19 protein-coding genes are annotated in these 19,384 nt (G+C 70.5%); 10 read left to right on the forward strand and 9 right to left on the reverse strand.

Annotation, left to right across the window (positions count from 1 at the left end):
* The first annotated feature begins 59 nt into the window (after nucleotides 1–59).
* From pyrH to VB738_RS12270, 3 genes are read left to right on the forward strand one after another with little or no spacing between them, the layout of a single operon-like run.
* Nucleotides 60–779, forward strand: a complete 720-nt coding sequence (pyrH, locus tag VB738_RS12260; RefSeq protein ID WP_106221345.1) for a UMP kinase — start codon at nucleotides 60–62, stop codon at nucleotides 777–779.
* A 29-nt stretch (nucleotides 780–808) separates the two neighbouring features.
* Entirely contained in the window at nucleotides 809–1,348 is a 540-nt protein-coding gene (frr, locus tag VB738_RS12265) for a ribosome recycling factor (protein ID WP_254948838.1), read from the forward strand.
* Nucleotides 1,345–2,484, forward strand: coding sequence for an NAD(P)/FAD-dependent oxidoreductase (locus VB738_RS12270; RefSeq protein WP_323305996.1), 1,140 nt, complete (start codon nucleotides 1,345–1,347; stop codon nucleotides 2,482–2,484). Before frr ends, VB738_RS12270 begins: the two co-directional genes overlap by 4 nt.
* Nucleotides 2,485–2,517: 33 nt before the next feature.
* Here the strand turns inward: VB738_RS12270 and VB738_RS12275 are convergent, their stop codons facing one another.
* From VB738_RS12275 to VB738_RS12295, 5 genes are all read right to left on the reverse strand, one after another.
* Nucleotides 2,518–2,907 (reverse strand): Crp/Fnr family transcriptional regulator, encoded by a 390-nt coding sequence (locus VB738_RS12275; RefSeq protein WP_094587380.1) that lies wholly within the window; start codon nucleotides 2,905–2,907, stop codon nucleotides 2,518–2,520.
* Between the two features lie 83 nt (nucleotides 2,908–2,990).
* The gene (locus tag VB738_RS12280) at nucleotides 2,991–4,160 is read right to left on the reverse strand and encodes a transaldolase (protein ID WP_323305997.1); all 1,170 of its coding nucleotides are present in this window, start codon (nucleotides 4,158–4,160) and stop codon (nucleotides 2,991–2,993) included.
* A gap of 97 nt (nucleotides 4,161–4,257) precedes the next feature.
* On the reverse strand, nucleotides 4,258–6,105 hold the full coding sequence (locus VB738_RS12285) for a penicillin-binding protein 2 (protein WP_323305998.1): 1,848 nt from the start codon (nucleotides 6,103–6,105) through the stop codon (nucleotides 4,258–4,260).
* Nucleotides 6,105–6,557: a hypothetical protein gene (locus tag VB738_RS12290; protein WP_323305999.1), complete on the reverse strand. Its 453-nt coding sequence runs from the start codon at nucleotides 6,555–6,557 to the stop codon at nucleotides 6,105–6,107. The genes VB738_RS12285 and VB738_RS12290 overlap by 1 nt, the downstream gene beginning before the upstream one ends.
* A 57-nt stretch (nucleotides 6,558–6,614) precedes the next feature.
* Nucleotides 6,615–8,033: a CPBP family intramembrane glutamic endopeptidase gene (locus VB738_RS12295; RefSeq protein WP_323306000.1), complete on the reverse strand. Its 1,419-nt coding sequence runs from the start codon at nucleotides 8,031–8,033 to the stop codon at nucleotides 6,615–6,617.
* An 83-nt stretch (nucleotides 8,034–8,116) separates the two neighbouring features.
* Here VB738_RS12295 and VB738_RS12300 point away from each other — a divergent pair, with 83 nt between their 5' ends.
* Both VB738_RS12300 and VB738_RS12305 read left to right on the forward strand, forming a co-directional pair.
* Entirely contained in the window at nucleotides 8,117–9,442 is a 1,326-nt protein-coding gene (locus tag VB738_RS12300; RefSeq protein ID WP_323306001.1) for a histidine phosphatase family protein, read from the forward strand.
* 27 nt (nucleotides 9,443–9,469) lie between these two features.
* Nucleotides 9,470–10,750, forward strand: a complete 1,281-nt coding sequence (locus VB738_RS12305) for a dihydroorotase (RefSeq protein ID WP_323306002.1) — start codon at nucleotides 9,470–9,472, stop codon at nucleotides 10,748–10,750.
* Here VB738_RS12305 and lepB read toward each other — a convergent pair.
* Nucleotides 10,704–11,450 (reverse strand): signal peptidase I, encoded by a 747-nt coding sequence (lepB, locus tag VB738_RS12310; protein WP_323306003.1) that lies wholly within the window; start codon nucleotides 11,448–11,450, stop codon nucleotides 10,704–10,706. The two genes, VB738_RS12305 and lepB, sit on opposite strands and share 47 nt — an antisense overlap.
* Before the next feature lie 67 nt (nucleotides 11,451–11,517).
* Between lepB and VB738_RS12315 the strand changes: the two genes are divergently transcribed.
* Nucleotides 11,518–13,035 (forward strand): hypothetical protein, encoded by a 1,518-nt coding sequence (locus tag VB738_RS12315; protein WP_323306004.1) that lies wholly within the window; start codon nucleotides 11,518–11,520, stop codon nucleotides 13,033–13,035.
* Here VB738_RS12315 and VB738_RS12320 read toward each other — a convergent pair.
* Nucleotides 13,032–13,400, reverse strand: coding sequence for a Spx/MgsR family RNA polymerase-binding regulatory protein (locus VB738_RS12320; protein WP_323306005.1), 369 nt, complete (start codon nucleotides 13,398–13,400; stop codon nucleotides 13,032–13,034). The two genes, VB738_RS12315 and VB738_RS12320, sit on opposite strands and share 4 nt — an antisense overlap.
* Nucleotides 13,401–13,405: 5 nt before the next feature.
* On the reverse strand, nucleotides 13,406–13,768 hold the full coding sequence (locus tag VB738_RS12325) for a 2Fe-2S iron-sulfur cluster-binding protein (protein WP_254948827.1): 363 nt from the start codon (nucleotides 13,766–13,768) through the stop codon (nucleotides 13,406–13,408).
* 132 nt (nucleotides 13,769–13,900) lie between these two features.
* Here VB738_RS12325 and VB738_RS12330 point away from each other — a divergent pair, with 132 nt between their 5' ends.
* Entirely contained in the window at nucleotides 13,901–14,587 is a 687-nt protein-coding gene (locus tag VB738_RS12330) for a class I SAM-dependent methyltransferase (RefSeq protein ID WP_323306006.1), read from the forward strand.
* Nucleotides 14,588–15,101: 514 nt separating this feature from the next.
* Here VB738_RS12330 and VB738_RS12335 read toward each other — a convergent pair.
* A complete protein-coding gene (locus VB738_RS12335) occupies nucleotides 15,102–15,575 on the reverse strand; it encodes a resolvase (RefSeq protein WP_323306007.1) in 474 nt (157 codons plus the stop codon).
* 168 nt (nucleotides 15,576–15,743) lie between these two features.
* On the opposite strand from VB738_RS12335, the gene VB738_RS12340 reads away from it, so the two are divergent.
* The 3 genes from VB738_RS12340 to VB738_RS12350 all read left to right on the forward strand — a co-directional run bounded on the left by VB738_RS12340 (nucleotide 15,744) and on the right by VB738_RS12350 (nucleotide 19,370).
* Nucleotides 15,744–17,543, forward strand: a complete 1,800-nt coding sequence (locus tag VB738_RS12340; protein ID WP_323306008.1) for a proline--tRNA ligase — start codon at nucleotides 15,744–15,746, stop codon at nucleotides 17,541–17,543.
* A 25-nt stretch (nucleotides 17,544–17,568) separates the two neighbouring features.
* Nucleotides 17,569–17,982 carry a photosystem II protein Psb27 gene (gene psb27, locus VB738_RS12345; RefSeq protein WP_323306009.1) on the forward strand — a complete coding sequence of 138 codons (414 nt, stop codon included), beginning with the start codon at nucleotides 17,569–17,571 and terminating at the stop codon, nucleotides 17,980–17,982.
* A gap of 74 nt (nucleotides 17,983–18,056) precedes the next feature.
* The gene (locus VB738_RS12350) at nucleotides 18,057–19,370 is read left to right on the forward strand and encodes an adenylosuccinate synthase (RefSeq protein WP_323306010.1); all 1,314 of its coding nucleotides are present in this window, start codon (nucleotides 18,057–18,059) and stop codon (nucleotides 19,368–19,370) included.
* Nucleotides 19,371–19,384: the final 14 nt, after the last annotated feature.

Genomic DNA, 19,384 nt, shown 5'->3' on the forward strand with positions numbered 1-19,384 from the left:
CCGGCAACCTGGTGGCGGCGAGGGAGGGGTTGCTACTGTTCGGCCGATCGCACGAGTCGATGGCCTACAGGCGCGTTCTCCTCAAACTCAGCGGTGAAGCGCTGATGGGTGACCAGGGCTATGGGATCGATCCCGCCATCGTTCAATCGATCGCCAAGGATGTGGTCGAGGTGGTCTCCGGTGGCACCCAGCTGGCGATCGTCGTCGGCGGTGGCAACATCTTCCGGGGCCTGAAGGGGTCGGCGGCGGGCATGGACCGGGCCACGGCCGACTATGTCGGCATGCTGGCGACGGTGATGAACGCCATCACCCTGCAGGACGGCCTCGAGCGGGCCGGGGTGCCCACCCGCGTCCAGAGCGCCATCTCCATGCAGGAGGTGGCCGAGCCCTACATCCGCCGCCGGGCCATCCGTCACCTGGAAAAAGGACGGGTGGTGATTTTCGGCGCCGGCTGCGGCAATCCCTTCTTCACCACCGACACCACCGCTGCCCTGCGGGCGGCCGAGATCAACGCCGACGTGATCTTCAAGGCCACCAAGGTGGACGGGGTCTACGACAAGGATCCCGCCAAGCACAGCGATGCGGTCCGCTACGAGACCCTCACCTTCCTCGACGTGCTGAGCGGCGAGCTGGAGGTGATGGACAGCACCGCCATCGCGCTGTGCAAGGACAATGCGATTCCGATCGTGGTCTTCGACCTGTTCGGCTCGGGCAACATCGGGCGGGCGGTCGCCGGTGAGCCCATCGGCACCAGCATCGTGCCAGCGCCCCCCCGCTGACGTCCCCTCCCCACCACCCTTCCCCTGCCATGGATCTCGAAGCCAGCATGCGCAAGTCGGTGGAAGCCACCCAGCGCACCTTCAACACCATCCGCACCGGTCGGGCCAACCCCTCCCTGCTCGACAAGCTGACCGTCGAGTACTACGGCTCCGAAACGCCGCTCAAGTCGCTGGCGACGATCTCCACCCCTGACGCCCAGACGATCCAGATCCAGCCCTTCGACAAGGGTTCGATGGCGCTGATCGAGAAGGCCATCGCCATGAGCGATCTGGGCCTCACCCCCAACAACGACGGCCGGGTGATCCGCATCAACATCCCGCCCCTCACCGAGGACCGCCGCAAGGAGCTCTGCAAGCTCGCGGCAAAGTACGCCGAGGAGGGCAAGGTGGGCCTGCGCAACCTGCGGCGCGAGGGGATCGAGCGGATCAAGAAGCAGGAGAAGGACGGCGAATTCTCCGAGGACCAGAGCCATGACGAGCAGGAGAAGGTCCAGAAGCTGACCGATCGCTACATCGCTGAGCTGGAGAAGCACCTGGCGGACAAGGAAGCCGACATCCTCAAGGTGTGAGCAGCCCTGCCGATGCCGACGTGATCGTCGTCGGGGCCGGCCCCGCCGGCGGCGCGGCGGCGTTCCACCTGGCCGCCCGGGGACGCCGGGTGATCCTGCTGGAGGCCCAGGAGCAGGGACGTTCCAAGCCCTGCGGCGGTGGCATGGCCGCCTCGGTGCAGCGCTGGTTCCCCTTCGATCTGGCCCCCGCCGTCGACCAGGTGATCCGTCGGGTGCGGTTCACCTGGTGCCTGGAGGATCCGGTGACGGCCGAGCTTCCCGGGGAGGCCCCGTTCTGGATCGTGCGCCGCAGCGTCCTTGATGCCTTCCTGGGGCAGCAGGTGGTCGAGGCCGGCGGCGACCTGCGCCATGGCTGCCGGGCCGAGTGGATCGAGCGCACTGGCGATGGCCTCTGGGAGGTCGCCGGTCCTGGGGATCTGCGGCTGCGGGCCCGGGCCGTGGTGATCGCCGATGGCTCCGGCTCCCGCTTCGCGGCGCCCCTGGGCCTGGGGCCGGCCCGGCCCCGCTTCGCGGCCACCGTGTCGGTGGAGGTGGCGGCGGATCCCGACCCCGCCGACATGGCGCGGTTTGAGTTCGGCCTGGTGCACCACGGCTTCTGCTGGGTGTTTCCCCGCCGGGGCGGCTACAGCATCGGGGTGGGCACCTTCGTCGGCCAGCAGGAGGCCGACAGCGGGGCGGTGCTCTCCGCCCTGCTGCCCAGCCTGGGGCTGCCGGAGTCGGCGGGGGAGAGGCGCCGCGGCCAGCTGCGCCTCTGGAACGGCCACCACCCCCTGCATGGACAGGGCCTGGTCGCGGTCGGTGACGCCGCCTCGCTCTGTGACCCGTTCCTGGCCGAGGGCCTGCGTCCGTCCCTCCTGAGCGGCTGTGAAGCGGCCGCGGCCCTCGACCGCTGGCTGGATGGCGACGGTCCCGCCCTGGAGCACTACAGCCTGCGCATGCGCGAGGCCTGGGGCGATTCGATGGCCTGGGGCAAACGCATCGCCCAGGTCTTCTACCGGGTGCCGCGGGTGGGCTACCAGCTCGGCATCAAGCGGCCCACCGCGCCCCAGCGGATCGCCCAGATCCTCTCCGGGGAGATGGGCTACGGCGAGATCGCCCAGCGGGTCATCCGCCGGCTGCTGTTCCAGCGGGGCTGAGCGCCCAGGATCGTTGCCAGGGCCTGACCGGGCTCAGTTGCGGGTCACCCCCTTGAGGTCCCGCAGGCGCTGGTCGATGGAGCCCAGCAGCTCGATGGCGAACATGGGCGCCTCCTGGACGGCGAACAGGAACTTCTCGCGGTTCATCACCAGCAGCCGGCAGGGGGTGAGGGCCGTGGCATGGCCATAGCGGCGGTGGTCCTGGGTGACCAGGGCCCCGGCCCCGAAGACGTCGCCGGCCTGGATGTCCTCGTGGCCGGCATCGGCGTTCCAGCTCAGCCGCACCGTCCCCTCCAGCAGGCCGAACATGCAGTCGCCGGGTTCGCCCGCGCGGAAGATGACGGAACCGGCCTCGACGTCCCTCACCTCACCCTTGTCGGCGAGGGCGCGCATGGTGTCGAGGGCGTGGACGGTGTGGGCCATGCGCGAACAGGGAGGGAAACCATCCTTGCCCATCAAGGTGAACAACCGTTCAAGGCCGGGGCCGCTGCCGGGTGGCCCGGGTTTCAGCGGCTGATCGCCAGCGGCGCGCCCAGGCCGCCACGCACATCCTCGGGGGCGAGACGGCCGTCGTTATCGGTGTCGAGGGCATCGAAGACGGCATCGCTGCCCAGCCATTCCTCCCGGGTGATGCAGCCGTCGCCATCGAGGTCGTTGAGCAGGAAGATCTCGTGCACCGCGTGGGTGAAGGCCGCCCCGCCCTCGATCACGGCCAGGCGATGGGCCAGCTGGCCTTCGAGGGTCTCGATCGCCTTGGAGAAGCCCCGGATGCCCTCATCCAGCTTCTCGCTGGCCATGGCATCGGACGCCATCATCGTGCGGAAGGTGGCTTCGTCGATGTGGATCCGCTCTTCGCTGGCGCCCGGATGGGCGGCATCGAGGCGGCGTTCCAGCAGACCGTCGCTCTGGCGCAGCTGGTCCATCAGGGCCGGGGAGATGGTCAGCAGGTCGCAGCCCGCCAGTTCGACGATCTCGTCGATGTTCCGGAAGCTGGCCCCCATCACCTCGGTGCCGTAGCCGTGGGTTTTGAAGTAGTTGAAGATCCGCGTCACCGAGAGCACGCCGGGATCCTCCGCCCCGGGATAGCTGTCGCGGCCGGTGGATTTCTTGTACCAGTCGAGGATGCGCCCCACGAAGGGGGAGATCAGGGTGATGCCCGCCTCGGCGCAGGCCACGGCCTGGGCGAAGCCGAACAGCAAGGTCAGGTTGCAGTGGATGCCCTCGCGCTCAAGCACCTCCGCCGCCTTGATCCCCTCCCAGGTGGAGGCGATCTTGATCAGCACCCGGTCGGTGCCGATGCCCGCCTGGGCGTAGAGGCCGATCAGCTTGCGGGCTTTGGTGATGGTGGCCTCGGTGTCGTAGCTGAGGCGCGCATCCACCTCGGTGGAGACCCGCCCCGGGACGATCTTCAGGATCTCCTTGCCGAAGGTGACGCTGATCTCGTCGATGGCCTCGCGCACGACGTCCTCGGCGGGGGCCTCAGCACCGATCACCTCCCTGGATTCGTGCAGGGACCGGTCGATCAGCTCCTGGTAGGTGGGAATCTGGGCGGCGGCCAGGATCAGGGAGGGATTGGTGGTGGCATCCCGCGGCGTGAACTGACGGATCGCGTCGATGTCTCCGGTGTCGGCCACGACCACGGTCATGGCGGCCAGTTGTTCGAGAAGGTTGGCCATCGTGGAACGGTGTCGGGCGCGATGTCTGCTGGCCCCGACGCTAGCCATGGCCCCCCGCGGCGAGGCACGGGGGTTGTGGGAATGAGGACAGGGCGGCTCAGGAGCGGCTGGCCTTGGCGGTGACCCGGGTGGTGGGCTCGGTGGGGGGCACCTTCTCGATCACCAGCAGGGCCTCGGCAATCTGTCGGGCCACCGGCAGGGCCACGGTGGAGCCGTAGGCATTCCCCCCCTGGGGCTCGTCGACCACCACCAGCACCACGTAGCTGGGATCCTCCGCCGGCAGGATCGCCACGAAGCTGCAGATCCGGGCCCCCGGGATGTACACCCCGTTGCGGGCCTTCTGGGCCGTGCCCGTCTTGCCGGCGATCCGGTAGCCAGGAATTTTCATCCCCTTGCCGTTCTCCACCACCGATTCCATCCACTTGACGACGGTGCGGGTGACGGCCGGATCGAGCAGCTGGACGCCCGTGGGTGCGGTGGCGCTGGCCAGGGCATCGCCGGAGCGGAGCCCGCGGGTGATGTGGGGGCTCACCAGCCGGCCGCCATTGGCGAGCATCCCGTGCAGCTGCAGCAGCTTGAGGGGGGTCAGGGAGAAGCCCTGGCCGAAGGCGGCGACCGCCGGCTCGATCGGCGCCGAGGTGAACTCGCTGCGGCTCTTGAGCTGACCGGCCACGGCCCCGGGCAGATCGGTGTCCGGCATCTCGTCGATGCCGAAGGCCCGCAGCCAGTGCCAGAAGCGATCGCGCTTCACCTGGGCCATGGCCTTCACCATCGCCACGTTGCTGGACACCTGCAGCACCGTGGGGAAGTCGATCAGGCCGTTGGCGCGGCGGTCATGGTTGAAGATCGGCCAGCCTCCGATCGTCAGCTGCCCCACGTCGTTCACCTTGTCGCCGGGGCGGATCGCCTTCTCCTGCAGGGCCAGGGCCAGGTTGATGGGCTTGAAGGTGGAGCCTGGCTCGTAGAGATCCTGCACCGACCACTCGCGGAACAGGGCGGGGCTGTAGCTCCAGAAGCGGTTGGGGTCGTAGGTGGGGGTGGAGGCCAGGGCCAGGATTTCTCCGTTGCGGGCATTCATCACGAGAGCCGCGCCCTGCTTGGCTCGCCACTGCTTCACCTGTTTGGTCAGCGCCTGCTGGGCCACCTGCTGCAGGCGGGCATCGAGGGTGAGCTGGAGCCGCAGGTCGTCGCCGTAGAGCGATCCGGCCTGGAGGCCGTCGGGCAGGGGGGTGCCGTCGGCGCCGCGGCGCATGCTCAGGGTCACCTCCTGGCGGCGCAGGTCCCGGTCCCGGCTCTGCTCCAGACCAGCCTGGGCGACCCTTTCGAGGTTGAGGAAGCCCACCACGTTCGCGAACAGGGACCCCTGGGGGTAGACGCGCTGGGGATAGGCCTCGAGATCAAGGCCGCTGATGCCGAGCTCCTTGACCCGGTTCGCCGTTTCCGGGTCCAGGCCGGTGGCGAGCTTGACGCCGCTGCGGCGGCTGCCGATGGTCTGCAGCAGGACGCCCGGCGGCTTGGCCAGCACCTTGGAAAGCTCCCTGACCACATCGGCGGGAGGACGGATCTGCTGGGGCTCGTCGCCGGGAAGGTTGAAATAGCGCGGGTGGGCCCACAGGGTGTAGCGCTCCTCATCGAGGGCCACCAGCCGTCCCATCCGGTCGACGATGGTGCGCCGTTTGCCGATGGGGGTGATCGCGTGGGTCTGGATCGCCCTGGCCCGGGCCTGGAGCTGGGGTGCCTGCACCACCTGAAGCCAGGCCAGCCGTCCGGCCAGCCCCACCAGGGCGGCACAGAGCAGGAGATAGACCGTGAGCATGCGGCCGGTGGGGATCGGCTGAATCTCCACAACCCGGCGGGTCGCCGCTCCCCTGGGGCGGCGACCGCCCCCGGCGGCGGTCGCCTGGGGCCGGCTCTCGCCAGGCCCGGAACGGGAGGCGGGGGGCATCAGTAGCCGGCCGGGATGGCCCGCAACTGAAAGCCGGCCAGCAGCGGCAGGGGGGCACGGGGGCGGCTGCTGCGGGGTTCAGGCAAATGGATGAGCTTGGCGCTGCTGGTGGGCTCCAGCAGGCCGGGGCGCCGCACCAGGCTGAGGTGATGCTGCTCGAGCAGGGCGGATGACTCCTGCATGCGGTGCTCGAGGGTCTTGGAGGCTTCCAGCTTGGCGAAGCTGTAGGCCCACTGGTTCTGCCAGTGCAGGGTGAGGGCGCTCAGGCCGAGCATCGAGAAGCCAAGCCCCACCAAGGCTCCGCTGCTGATCCGATGCAGTCCGGCCAGCCAGGGGGCCTGGCGTTCGATCCTGCGCGCCGAGAGGGATCCCTCAATCAGCTGCAGGGGCCTCTGCAAGGGCCTCGGTTTCGGCAGCGGCGTCTGGCTGCGTGGGGCGGGGGAGGCGGCCAAGGGACCTGATAGGCACTGCGCAAGTGAACCACCCATCGGGGACCGCAGCAAGCGGTGTCAGTCAGCGAGAAAGAGGAGATTCATGAAGGTCATCCCGTTCCAGAGGGCGTGCATCAGCACGGCGCTTCCCAGTCGACCGCTGCGCCAGCGCAGCCAGCCCAGGCCCAGGCCGAGCACGAACAGCGGGGCCAGTTCCGCCAGGCTCAGGTGGGCGATCGCGAACACGGAAGCACTCAGCACCACCGCGCCGGCTCCCCCGAGCCTCTGGCCTGCCACCGGCAGCAGCACCCCCCGGAACAGGACCTCCTCGAACAGGGGCGCCACCACCAGGGCGGTGACGGCGAAACAGGCGAGCGCCAACGGGTCGGCGCTGGTCAGGACGAGGTCGAGGAGGGGATTGCTGCCCCCAGGGTCGGCCCAGATCCGGTCGATCGCCCAACTCGAGGCCGTCACCACCGGCAGCACCATCAGCAGGCTGGCCAGGGCACCGGTGAGGGCGGACCTGGCCGGCCGCCATCTCCACTGCAGCCAGCCCCCCGCCGGCGGGACCCCCCGGCGGGGCAGCATCAGGGCCAGCAGCAGCAGCGGGGCGGCCATCAGGGCGGCGTAGAGCACCAGCACCTCGATGCCCTGGCTGAGGGCCCTCGGGGCGTCCAGCCGCTGCAGGGCGATCTGCAACGGCGGCTGCACCAGCATCGGTACGACGACTTCGCCGAGCACCACGAAGCCGCCAGCGATCAGCAGGGTCACATCGACCGGGCTCAGGGGCGGTCCCACCAGCGGCGGCGCGGCGGCAAGCCGGCCGCGCCAGGCCAGCCAGCCCTGCCGCAACAGCAGGGCGGCCCCACCGAGAAGAAACAGGGCCGGCAGGGTGGTCACCGCCAGCAGCATGAGCAGCAGCCGCAGGGACCTCTCCTCCGCTGGACAGGCCCCCGGGTCCCCCGGCAGCTGTTCACAGACCAGCTGCTGCACCATCAGGGGGGGCGACCAGGGGGCGAGCAGCTGCTGCCGCCGCTCCGCGGCCACGGATTGCCCGTCGAGCAGCGCCTGGATCAGGGGACGCCGCACGGCGTCCACCTGGGTAGCCAGCTGCCGCAGGCCGGTGTCGTCGTCCAGGGCCGCCGGGGTTCCGGCGTCCCGCTCCAGCAGGGCCCGTTCGAGGCGGCGCAGGGCCAGGGGCGGTTCATCGGCCGCCTCCATCTGGCGCCGGAGTTCATCGCCCAGCTCCCGGCGCGGGTCTTCCCCGGTCAGCAACGGCCGCAGTCCCTCGGGAACGGCCTCGGCCGCCAGGGCGGCCAGCTCGAGCTGCCGCAGGCTCAGGGAATCGACCACCGACGGCCGCTCGAGGCTGTCGATCAGCCCGCCCACCCAGAGCAGGGCGCACAGCACCAGGCTGAGCAGGGCCAGCAGGCTCTTCCAGCCCGGGGGGGAGGCGGGCGGTCCAGATCGGGAAGGGGTTCCGTTCAACCGGACCACCTCGGCGGCGATGGGTGCTGATTCTCCCCTGCGCCCGGCCACGGCCCGTCCCATACGATGGCCTCGCCTGCGCCACAAGCACCTTGCCCCTTCGCATCGTGCTGGTCCGCCATGGGCTGAGCAGCTTCAACCTGGAGCACCGCATCCAGGGCCGTGACGACCTCTCCAACCTCACCGAGGAGGGGCAGCTCCAGGCCCGTCGCACCGGGGAGGCCCTGGCGGAGCTCGCGTTCACCGCCGTCTACAGCTCGCCGCTGCAGCGGGCCAGCGCCACCACGGCCGCCCTGCTGGCCTGCCACGGCTCGCCGCTGGCCCCCGTCTACGACGACGATCTGCTGGAGATCGACCTGGCGCCCTGGAGCGGACTGCTGCGCAGCGAGGTGCGGGCCGTGGATCCGGAACAGGAGCGTCGCTGGCGTGAGGCCCCCGAGACCATGGAGCTGCGCCGTGCCGACGGCAGCCGTTTTCTGCCGGTGCCCGAGCTGCTGGATCAGGCGGGCCGTTTCGCCGATGGCCTGCTGGCCCGCCACGACGATGACGACACCGTGCTGGTGGTGGCCCACAACGCCATCCTGCGCTGCCTGGTGCTGCACCTGCTCGGCCTGCCCGCAAGCGGCTTCCTTCGCCTCAGGCTCGACAACGCCTCGATTTCGGTGCTCAACCTGGTCCGCGGCGAGGACGGGCGCCCGGCGGTGCAGCTGGAATCCCTCAACGGCACCGCCCACCTGGGCACCGCCCTGCCGCCGTCCGGACCGGGGTGTCGTTTGCTGCTGGTGCGCCACGGCGAGACCGACTGGAACCGGGAGGGGCGTTTCCAGGGCCAGATCGACATCCCCCTCAATGCCCATGGCCTGGCCCAGGCGGAGGCGGCGCGGGCCTTCCTGGCCCTGATCCCGCTGCAGCGGGCCTACAGCAGCGACATGGCCCGCCCCCTGCGCACCGCCGAGGTGATCCTGGGCTCCCATCCCGGCGTGCCGCTCACCACCACCCGGGGGCTGCGGGAGATCGGCCACGGCCTCTGGGAGGGTCGGCTGGAAAGCGAGATCGCCGCCGGCTGGCCCGACCTCCTCGCCGCCTGGAAGCGCACCCCCGAGACCGTGCAGATGCCGGAAGGGGAGACCATCGGTGAGGTCTGGGACCGGTCGCTGGAGGCCTGGAAGCGGATCGTCGCCGGACTGGATCCGCAGGAAACGGCCCTGGTGGTCGCCCATGATGCGGTCAACAAGACCATCCTCTGTGCCCTGCTCGGCCTCTCCCCCGCCGACATCTGGGCCATCAAGCAGGGGAACGGCGGCGTGACCGTGATCGACTATCCCCGGGGGGCGACGGCGCCGCCGGTGGTCAGCGCCCTGAATCTCACCGCCCATCTGGGGGGCGTGATCGACCGCACGGCCGCCGGCGCCCTCTAGCCGGCCCACCCCACCGAGGCCCCTGCCATGGTCCGTCAGCTGCTGATCCGCGGGGTGACTCTGCTGGAGGCCCCGGGGCGGCCGCCGCGGCGGGCCGATGTGCTGCTGGAGGACGGGATGCTGCGGGCGATCGATCCGGAGCCGGGCGTGGTCTCCGGGGAGGGCGGCGCCACGTTCGACGCTGAGGGCTGCTGGCTGGCACCGGCCCTGGTGGATCCCCACAGCGTGCTGGAGGACCCCCTGCAGGGGCGGGCCGAAACCCTGGCCAGCCTCGGGGAGGCCGCCGCCACGGGCGGGTACGGCACCGTGGCCCTGCTGCCCTGGGCCTCCAGCTGGCGCGACCGGCCCGAACGGCTGGCGTGGAGCTGGCCGGAGCCGATGCGGCTGCTCCGCTGGGGCAGCTTCAGCGTCGAGGGCCTCGACCGGGACCTGGCCCCCCACGGCGACCAGCTGGCCGCCGGCGCCTGCGGCCTGGCGGCCGGGGCGGCCCTGCCGCCGCTTGATCTGCTGGAGCGCGGCCTGCGGCTCGGGGAGATGGGGGACCGGCCGGTGCTGTTGCCGCCACGGGACGGTTCCCTGGCCCGGCGGGGGTTCGTGCGGGAGCGGGTGGAGGCCCTGCGGGCAGGCTGGCCCCTTGATCCCCCCGGCAGCGAGACCCTCCCCCTGGAGACCCTCCTCTCCCTGGCCGACGACCTGCCCGGCGCTGGCCTGCGGCTGATGAATGTCTCCACCGCCGAGGCGGTGGCTCGGTTGCGGCGCCATGGCCGTCCGCCACTGACATCGGTGGGCTGGTGGCATCTGGTCGCCGACAGCGGCGGCCTCCATCCCGGCGATGAGGGCTGGCTGGTGGAGCCGTCCCTGGGGGGACCGGACGACCGGCACGCCCTGATCGAGGCCCTGGCCGAAGGGGTGATCGCCGCCGTCGCGGTGCACCACATCGCCCTGGATGCGGAGGAGGAACTGCTGCCCCTCGACCAGCGCCGCCCTGGCGTGGCGGGTCACGGCCTGGTGCTGCCGCTGCTGTGGGAGGAACTGGTGGGACGCCGGGGCTGGCGGCCTGAGCAGCTCTGGCAGGCGCTCTGCTGGGGCCCGGCCCGCTTCCTCGACCTGCCGGAGCCGGCCCTGGCGGCCGGCACGGGCCAGTGGTTGCTGTTCGACCCCCGCCGCCCCTGGCGCTGGGAGGACGCTCCCACCGGCTCCCTGGCGGCCAACCGGCCCTGCCGGGGGCGGGCGCTGCAGGGACGGATCCTCGCCAGCGGTCTCAGCGATCCGGCGCGTTGGGCTCTGGCAGCGGACCGGCCGAGCTGAACGGGAAGAAGCGCCAGAAGGCCCGGCCGATCAGTTCGCTTTCGGGCAGCAGTGGCCCGCCCGGCCAGAAGCGGGCATCCCAGCTGTTGGCCCGGTTGTCGCCCATCACCACCAGATGGCCGGGGGGCACCACGACGTCGATGGTGCGGCAGGGGCCGACCCCCTGGCGATCGACCGGGCAGTAGTTCCTCACGTAGGGCTCGTCGAGGGGGCGGCCGTTGATGCTGACCCGACCGCGGGGGTCGGCCACCACCCGCTCGCCGGGCAGGCCGATCACCCGCTTGATGTAGGCATCGCAGGCCGGCTGCTGGATCCCGGGCAGGGAACCGATCAGGGGAAGGTTGACCAGCAGGCAGCGCAGCGCCCCCGGCTTGGTCGGACCGGTGAGGATCGGATCGAAGTGGTAAGGGGAGCGGAACACCACCACCTCGCCGCGCCTCGGGGGGCGCTGGCGGAAGGACAGCTTCTCCACCAGCAGCCGGTCCTGGAGCTGCAGCCCCGGAAGCATCGAGCCGGAGGGGATGTAGCGGGCCTCCAGCAGGAACTGGCGGATGCCCAGGGCCACCGCCAGGGTGATCAGGACGCTGCGCCAGAAGGCCCAGGGGCTCTCCTCCTGCTCCTCGTGGCGACGGCGCGGCCCCGGGGGGGGCGTCGGCTCGTCGTGGGCGCCGTGGTCGGCCGGTGGATCCGAGGGGCTCAAGGGGTTCGTGCGGCAGGTTCCATGGTCGGCAGGCAGATTAGGCACGCACCCGCCCGCTGCGTCCCCGATGGCACGCCCACGCTGGCACCAGACCCTGACCGCGCCCTCGAGTCGGCTGGAGCGGCGCTGGGATCGCTTCGTGGCGCTCTGGGCCGCCCTCAACCTGCTCTGGGTCGCCTTCGACATCAGCTACATCCCCCTGCGCACCTTCTGGCTGCAGCGCAACCTCTACCCGCTGCCGTCGGTGCCCCTGGCGGTGCCGCTCACCTTCATTCCCGACATCACCCCCTGGGTGGATCCGATCAAGGGGATCGAGCCCCACCGGGAGACCCAGGCCTACCTGCGCCAGTTCGACCGCCTGGATGCGGCCCTGGGCCAGGGTCCGACGGGAGCCGTCACTCCGATCCAGCGCCAGCTGCTGGCGGAACAGGCGCGGCTCACCGCCGAGATGATCGATTCCAACCCGATGCAGGCCTCGGGCACCTCCGGCACCCTGGAGAAGATCAAGAACCGACTGCGCCAGCGGGCCGACCGGGACTCGGCCAAGCAGGCGGCGGCGGTGCTGCTGAGCCCGGCCTGGATCGATGCCCATCCCTGGTCGCAGGAGCGCCTGTTCTGGCGCCAGCAGGTGCTGCCCCTGGTGGCTACCACCTACTGGCGATCGATCGACGAGAACGGTCGCCCCACCGACCACTTCTGGCGGTACGACCTGCTCCTGTTCCAGAGCGTCTTCGCCCTCGACATCCTGCTGCGGGCCATCCGGCTGCGCCGCCGCCTGCCGGGCCTGAGCTGGGGCCGGGCCCTGCTGCGGCGCTGGATCGACCTGCCCCTGCTGCTGCCGTTCTGGCGCTGGCTGCGGGTGGTGCCGGTGATGGAGCGGCTCCACACCAGCGGCCTGATCAGCATCGAACCGCTGCGGGCGGTGATCAGCCGGGCGGTGGTGGCCCTGCTGGCGGTGGAGCTGTTCGAGGTGCTGGCCCTGCAGCTGATCGACGGCCTTCAGCAGCTGATCCGCTCGCGCCGCTGGCCGATGCGGATCCGGGCGCTGCGCAGCCATCAGATGGTGGTCAGCAACGACGAGCGGGAGCTGGTGGAACTGGTGCGGATCTGGGGCCCCCTGCTGCTGGTGCGGGTGGCCCCGCGCCTGGCCCCTGAGCTCCAGGGGGTGCTCGGCCATGCCCTGCAGCAGAGCCTGCAGAACGCCATCGTGCCGCCGGGCCTGCGCCAGCTTCAGCCCCTGCTGCAGGTGGAGAAGGGGCTCAGCCGCCAGCTCGCCGGGGGCATGGTCGAGAGCCTGCTCGACCTCACCCGCACCACCGGTGAGCGGCTCAGCCGCCGCGACGACCAGCAGCTGGAGCTGCTGCAGCGCTGCATCGACCGTTTCTGGGAGGAGCTCGCCGAGGCCCTGGAAAGCGGTCCGGCCCTGGAACGCTCCCAGCAGCTGCTGTGCACCTTCCTTGAGGAGTTCAAGGGCAACTACCTCAGCCAGATCAGCAGGGCCGGCATCGAGGGGCTGATCGAAGAGCTCGATCAGATCATGGTGAAGGGCTCCCAGGGGCCCCAGGAGCGGACCGATGCCCCTTAGCCCAGCAGCCCCTCCCATTCCTCTGGACGGAATCCGGTGAGGATGCGCCCGGCCGGCGTCACCAGGAAGGGACGCTTGACCAGGCGCCCATCGGCCGCCAGGGCGGCCAGGGCCGACTCCCTGTCCATCGCCTTCACGGTGGCGGCACCCAGGGCCCGGTAGCTCTGGCCACTGGTGTTGAACAGCCTGCCGAAACCCCCGAGCTGTTGGTGGGCCTCGGCCAGCAGGGCCACGGACGGCGGCCTGGTGGTGATGTCGATGAGGTTGAAGGGAATCTGGCGTTCCCTCAGCCAGGCCAGCGCCTTGCGACAGGTGCCGCAGCCGGCGTACTGATAAACGACGAGCTCGGCCTGGTCGTCGGCCATGGTGCCTACTTGCGGCCGACCAGCGCCTTGAGGGCCCCGACCAGGCTGTTGGACCCCTTGCCCACTCCGGCATCGGGCTTGGTGCGGATGGTCACGTCACCGTTGACGGTGGTGCGGCAGCTGAGGCGGTAGCTCGCGGGCCGATCCGCCAGGTAGACCTCCTCCACGTCGCTGCGGGGGGAGAGGTTGCGGGCGCCCTCCACCACCTCAACGACACAGGTGCCGCACTGGCCGAGGCCACCGCAGTTGTTGAGGTTGTTGAGGCCCGTGTAGGGATTGACGCCGGCGTCGAGGGCCGCCTTGCGGAGATTGGCCCCTTCGATGCAACCAACCTGCTGGCCTTCCTTTTCGAAACGGATGGTGGGCACGGTCGATCAGGGGTGAGGGGCGCCGCCCAACTTAGGTCACACCACGTCCTTTCGATCCCCGTTTCGTTGCCTTGAGAAAGGATCGGGAGGCTCGGGAGGGGCTGCCTACGATGGCCGGGTTGCCCGCACACCTTGCTCTCCTCCGACCCCGCCCCGGCCCGGCAAGGCACCTACGACCTGGTGGTGCAACAGCTGATCCCCGGCTACGCCAGCCTCGCCCGCCTCTCGGTGGCGCTGCTCTCCTCCTCTCCCCTGGCCTCGCGCCAGGACGCCGCCGTGCTGGTGGCTGGATGCGGCACGGGGGCCGAGCTGCTGGAGGCTGACGCCCAGCGGCCGGACTGGCAGCTCACGGCCATCGATCCCTCGGCGGAGATGCTGGCGGTGGCACGGCAGCGCCTGCAGAACCGGGGCCGGATCGACTGGCACCACGCCACGGTGGAGCAGCTGGGAGCCGAGGCCCGCTTCGATGGCGCCCTGTCGGTGCTGGTGCTCCAGTCCCTGCCCGACGACGGCACCAAGCTGGCCTTCCTTTCCGCCCTGGCCCGCAGCCTCCGGCCCCAGGGGCAGCTGGTCCTGGTTGACCTGATGCGTCCGGAGCGCTCCCCCCTCTCGGGTCAGGTGGCGGAGGCCTGGCGCTGCTTCCAGCGGGCCAGCGGGGTGGATGGCGAGGCGGTGGATCTCACCGCCCAGATCCAGGGCTTCCATCCCATCGGCATCGCCCGTCTCACGGCCCTGGCGGAGGCGGCCGGTCTCAGCGATCCGGCGCCGTTCTTTCAGGCCCTGGACTTCCAGGGCTTTCTGCTACAGCGACGGGCCTGAGGCGACGATCCCCCGATTCCTGCTGGCCGGGAAGCAGCGGTCGGTCCATGACCACTCCGGCCAGGGGCACCAGCAGGGTCAGCAGACCCAGCAGAACACCGCCGAGGGCACCGACGGGCTGGTCGAAGAACAGGGCTGCCGAATCCTCAAGGCCTCTCCCGGGGCTTTTGCCGCTGCGGGTGGGGCCTCCGGAGGCGGAGGGACGGGGAAGGGGCGTTCGGGGGCCCGGACTGTCCGGGTCTCCGTTGGATTCAGCTTCACCGCCATCGGGGACGGGGCCGAGGCCGGCTGGGATGGGACCCGGCATTCCGGTGCCCGGGGAGGCGAGGGCGGCGGTGGTTCCGCGATGGGAACCGGAACGGGACTGGGGACGGACGGGTCGGACGTGATCCATGCGTTCGTGCAGCGGAGAGACCCGGTGCACTGGACGGAGAACAAAGGTTGTTTGGAATGATTGTGCCACCGATCGGCTCGATCAGCTTCCGGCGACGGCAGAACGCCAGGGTGACCTGACTCAGGCCGCCGGTCGGGACTGGGAGTGCCTGTGCAGGTGCAGGTCGGCGGGAGGGACCTCGGCCCCGTCGAGGCGGGCGCGGATCGCCCGCAGCTCCTCCAGGATCGACGCCAGCAACTGCTGGGTGGCGGTGGAGGGCGAGTTGAGCACCTCGACGGTCACCTCCTTGATGCGCAGCACGTCGCGGGCGAAGCGGGCCACTTCGTGGGGGTGGAAGACCAGGGGCTCCTTCTGGTCGCTGCGGTATTCGGGATTGAGCTTGCGGGGGTTGAAGGGGGGGTTGAGATTGCGGGGATCGGTGTTGGTGTAGCGGTACACCGAGGCGCGGGAGCGGTTCAGGGAGCGCTGAACCTCATCGATGCCGATCAGGGTTTCGGTGTCGGTGCGGGATTCCCCCTGCAGGGCCAGCGGCGCGGCCGGCGAAGCGGTGGAACCGCCCGCGGGAGAGCCGACCGGTGCAGGGTGAGCAAGCATGAGACTGGCGTTGGACGCACTGGACTAACGGCAGACCATAGCAGAGTTTTTCGTCGGTGGCCCGCCGCCATCAGGGGCAGGCTCGTTGCGGCGACTCGCTCCCGGCGGCAGGCCGCGGGCACGCCGGGCCGGCGGTGATAGCGTCCAGCGCCGAACAGGACTTTCTCCATGCGCGTCTCCCGCCTGATGCTGGTGACGCTTCGCGACGACCCGGCCGAAGCCGAGATCACCTCCCACAAGCTGTTGCTCCGCGCGGGCTACATGCGCCGCCTGGCGCCCGGGATCTTCGCCTACCTGCCCCTGCTCTGGCGGGTGCTCCAGAAGATCTCCGCCATCGTCCGCCAGGAGATGGCCGCCGTGGACGCACTCGAAACCTTGCTGCCCCAGCTGCAGCCCGCCGATCTCTGGCGCCGCAGCGGCCGTTGGGACGGCTACACCGCCGGGGAGGGGATCATGTTCCATCTGATCGACCGCCAGGAGCGCTCCCTCGGCCTCGGCCCCACCCATGAGGAGGTGGTCACCGAACTGGCGGCCGACCTGCTGCGCTCCTACCGCCAGCTGCCGGTCTGCCTCTACCAGATCCAGACCAAGTTCCGCGATGAGATCCGCCCCCGTTTCGGCCTGATGCGGGGGCGGGAATTCATCATGAAGGACGCCTATTCCTTCCATGCCGACGAGGCCTGTCTGCGGCGCACCTACGCCGCCATGGACGGGGCCTACCGGCGCATCTTCGAGCGCTGCGGCCTGCGGGCGGTGGCGGTTGAGGCCGACAGCGGCGCCATCGGCGGTTCCGCCAGCCAGGAGTTCATGGTCACCGCCGAGGCCGGCGAAGACCTGATCCTGGCCAGTCCCGACGGCCGCTACGCCGCCAACCAGGAGCGGGCGGTCTCCCTGCCGGTGCCCGCCGTTCCCCTGCCGGCGGGCCCCTGCCGGACCCTGGCCACCCCGGACCAGACGAGCATCGAGGACCTCTGCACGGCCCACGGCTTCGATCCCACCCAGACGCTGAAGGTGTTGCTGCTGCTGGCCCGCTTCGCCGCCGCACCCCCCCGTGGGGTGCTGGTTTGCCTGCGGGGCGACCAGCTGCTCAACGAGGTCAAGCTGGCCAACGCGGTGACGGCCCGCTGCCCTGACGCCGGCTCCCTGCTGGAGGTCGTGCCGTTGCTGGCCGGTCATCTCGAGTCGCCCGTGCCCTTCGGCTTCCTGGGCCCCCATCTGCCGGAACCCCTCCTGCGCCAGGCGGATCCCCCGGCGGCGGCCGCCCCCCTGCTGCGTCTGGCCGACCCCTCCGCCGCCGAGCTGGAGGCCTTCGTCTGCGGCGCCAACCGCGTCGACGCGCACCTGGTGGGGGCCCGCTGGGGCGAGCTTTGCCCGCTCCCCGAAGTGGTGGATCTGCGCGCGGCCCAGCCGGGGGAGCGCTGCCTCCACGACCCCTCCCAGCGGCTGGAGGCGGCCCGGGGCATCGAGGTCGGCCACATCTTCCAGCTGGGCCGGAAGTATTCCGAGGCCCTGGAGGCCCGCTTCACCAATGAGGCCGGCGAGGACGAAGCCCTGTGGATGGGCTGCTATGGCATCGGTGTCTCGCGTCTGGCCCAGGCCGCCGTGGAGCAGAACCACGATGCCGACGGCATCCGCTGGCCCGTGGCGATCGCTCCCTACGCAGTGATCATCGTCATCGCCAGCAGCCAGGATCCGGTGCAGGTGGCCCTGGCCGAGGAGCTCTACGGCCGCCTGCTCGCGGCCGGGATCGATGTGTTGCTGGACGATCGGCCCGAGCGGGCCGGTGTGAAGTTCAAGGACGCCGATCTGATCGGCATCCCCTGGCGGCTGGTGGTGGGCCGTGGCGCCGGGGAGCGGACGGTGGAACTGGTGGACCGCAGCGGTGGCACTGGCAAGCGGGACCTGTCGGCGGACGCCGCTCTGGAGCAGCTCGTGGAGCGGGTCGGGCTCCAGGGTGCATCCCCGTAGGATTTCGCCAGACGCCGTTCCTCCCTTGGTCGCCTTCCTGCGCCGCAGCCTGCTCCGTCCCCTGCTGGCCCTCGGCCTGTGTCTCTGCCTCGGACTGAGCGGCTGCAGCCAGGCCCCCGGCGGCCTCAGCGGCAACTACGTCGATGACACCGTCAGCGTGGCCCAGACCCTGCTGACCACCATCGCCCTGCCCCAGGACGACCCCGCCCGCCAGGAGGCGGAGGTGCAGGCCCGCCAGCTGATCAACGGCTACACCGCCCTGTACCGCCCCCGCCAGGACATCCACGGCCTGGCCTCCTTCACCACCATGCAGACCGCCGTCAACGCCCTGGCGGCCCACTACGCCGGCTACGCCAACCGCCCCCTGCCCGATCCCCTGCGCAGCCGCCTGGAGAAGGAGCTCAAGAAAGCTGAAGCGTCGGCGGTGCGTGGCGCCTGATTCTTTGACGTAGGGGGCCTCGATCTGAGAAGCTCTCCCCTTGTGCTTAGAAGCGGCTCCGGGCCGCTGTTTCCTTGGCCAATGTTGTCGTCATCGGTGCGCAATGGGGTGACGAAGGGAAAGGCAAGATCACCGATCTGCTGAGTCGCTCCGCCGATGTCGTGGTCCGCTACCAGGGCGGGGTCAACGCCGGGCACACCATCGTCGTCGAGGACCGGGTCCTCAAGCTGCATCTGATCCCGTCCGGGATCCTCTACCCGGACACCATCTGCCTGATCGGGTCGGGCACGGTGGTGGACCCCAAGGTCATGCTGGGTGAGATCGACACCCTGCTGGAGCTGGAGATCGACGTCTCCGGGCTGAAGCTGGCCTCCACGGCCCACGTGACGATGCCCTACCACCGCCTGCTCGACCTGGCGATGGAGCAGCGCCGCGGCGACCGCCGCATCGGCACCACCGGCCGCGGCATCGGGCCCACCTATGCCGACAAATCCGAGCGCAACGGTATCCGGGTGATCGACCTGCTCGACGCCGACTGCCTGCGCGATCGCCTGCTGGGGCCCCTGGCCGAGAAGAACGACCTGCTCGAGAAGGTCTACGGGATTCCGGCCCTGGATCCGGAGGCGGTGATCGAGGAGTACGCCGCCTACGGTCGCCGCCTGGCCCCCCACGTGGTGGACTGCACCCGCACCATCCACGAGGCGGCCCGAGCCCGCAAGAACATCCTGTTCGAGGGGGCCCAGGGCACCCTGCTCGACCTCGACCACGGCACCTACCCCTACGTCACCTCCTCCAACCCGGTGTCGGGCGGTGCCTGCATCGGTGCCGGCGTCGGCCCCACCCTGATCGACCGGGTGATCGGCGTGGCCAAGGCCTACACCACCCGGGTGGGCGAAGGCCCCTTCCCCACCGAGTTGGAGGGCAGCCTCAACGACCACCTCTGCGACCGGGGCGGCGAGTTCGGCACCACCACCGGCCGGCGCCGCCGCTGCGGCTGGTTCGACGGGGTGATCGGCCGCTATGCGGTGCAGGTGAACGGCCTCGACTGCCTGGCGATCACCAAGCTGGATGTCCTCGATGAGCTGGACGAGATCCAGGTCTGCGTGGCCTACGAGCTCGACGGCCGCCGCATCGACTACTTCCCCAGCAGCTCCGACGAATTCGCCCGCTGCCGGCCCGTCTTCCGCAGCCTGCCGGGCTGGCAGTGCTCCACCGCCGACTGCCGCAGCCTGGAGGAGCTGCCCCCCACCGCCATGGCCTACCTGCGCTTCCTGGCCGAGCTGATGGAGGTGCCGATCGCCATCGTCTCCCTGGGCGCCCAGCGTGACCAGACGATCGTCGTCGAGGATCCGATCCACGGTCCCAAGCGGGCCCTGCTCAGCGTCTGAGCCGGAGCCCTACG

Origin of the sequence: Cyanobium gracile UHCC 0139 (genome assembly GCF_034931325.1) — a bacterium.
Classification (GTDB): domain Bacteria; phylum Cyanobacteriota; class Cyanobacteriia; order PCC-6307; family Cyanobiaceae; genus Cyanobium; species Cyanobium gracile_B.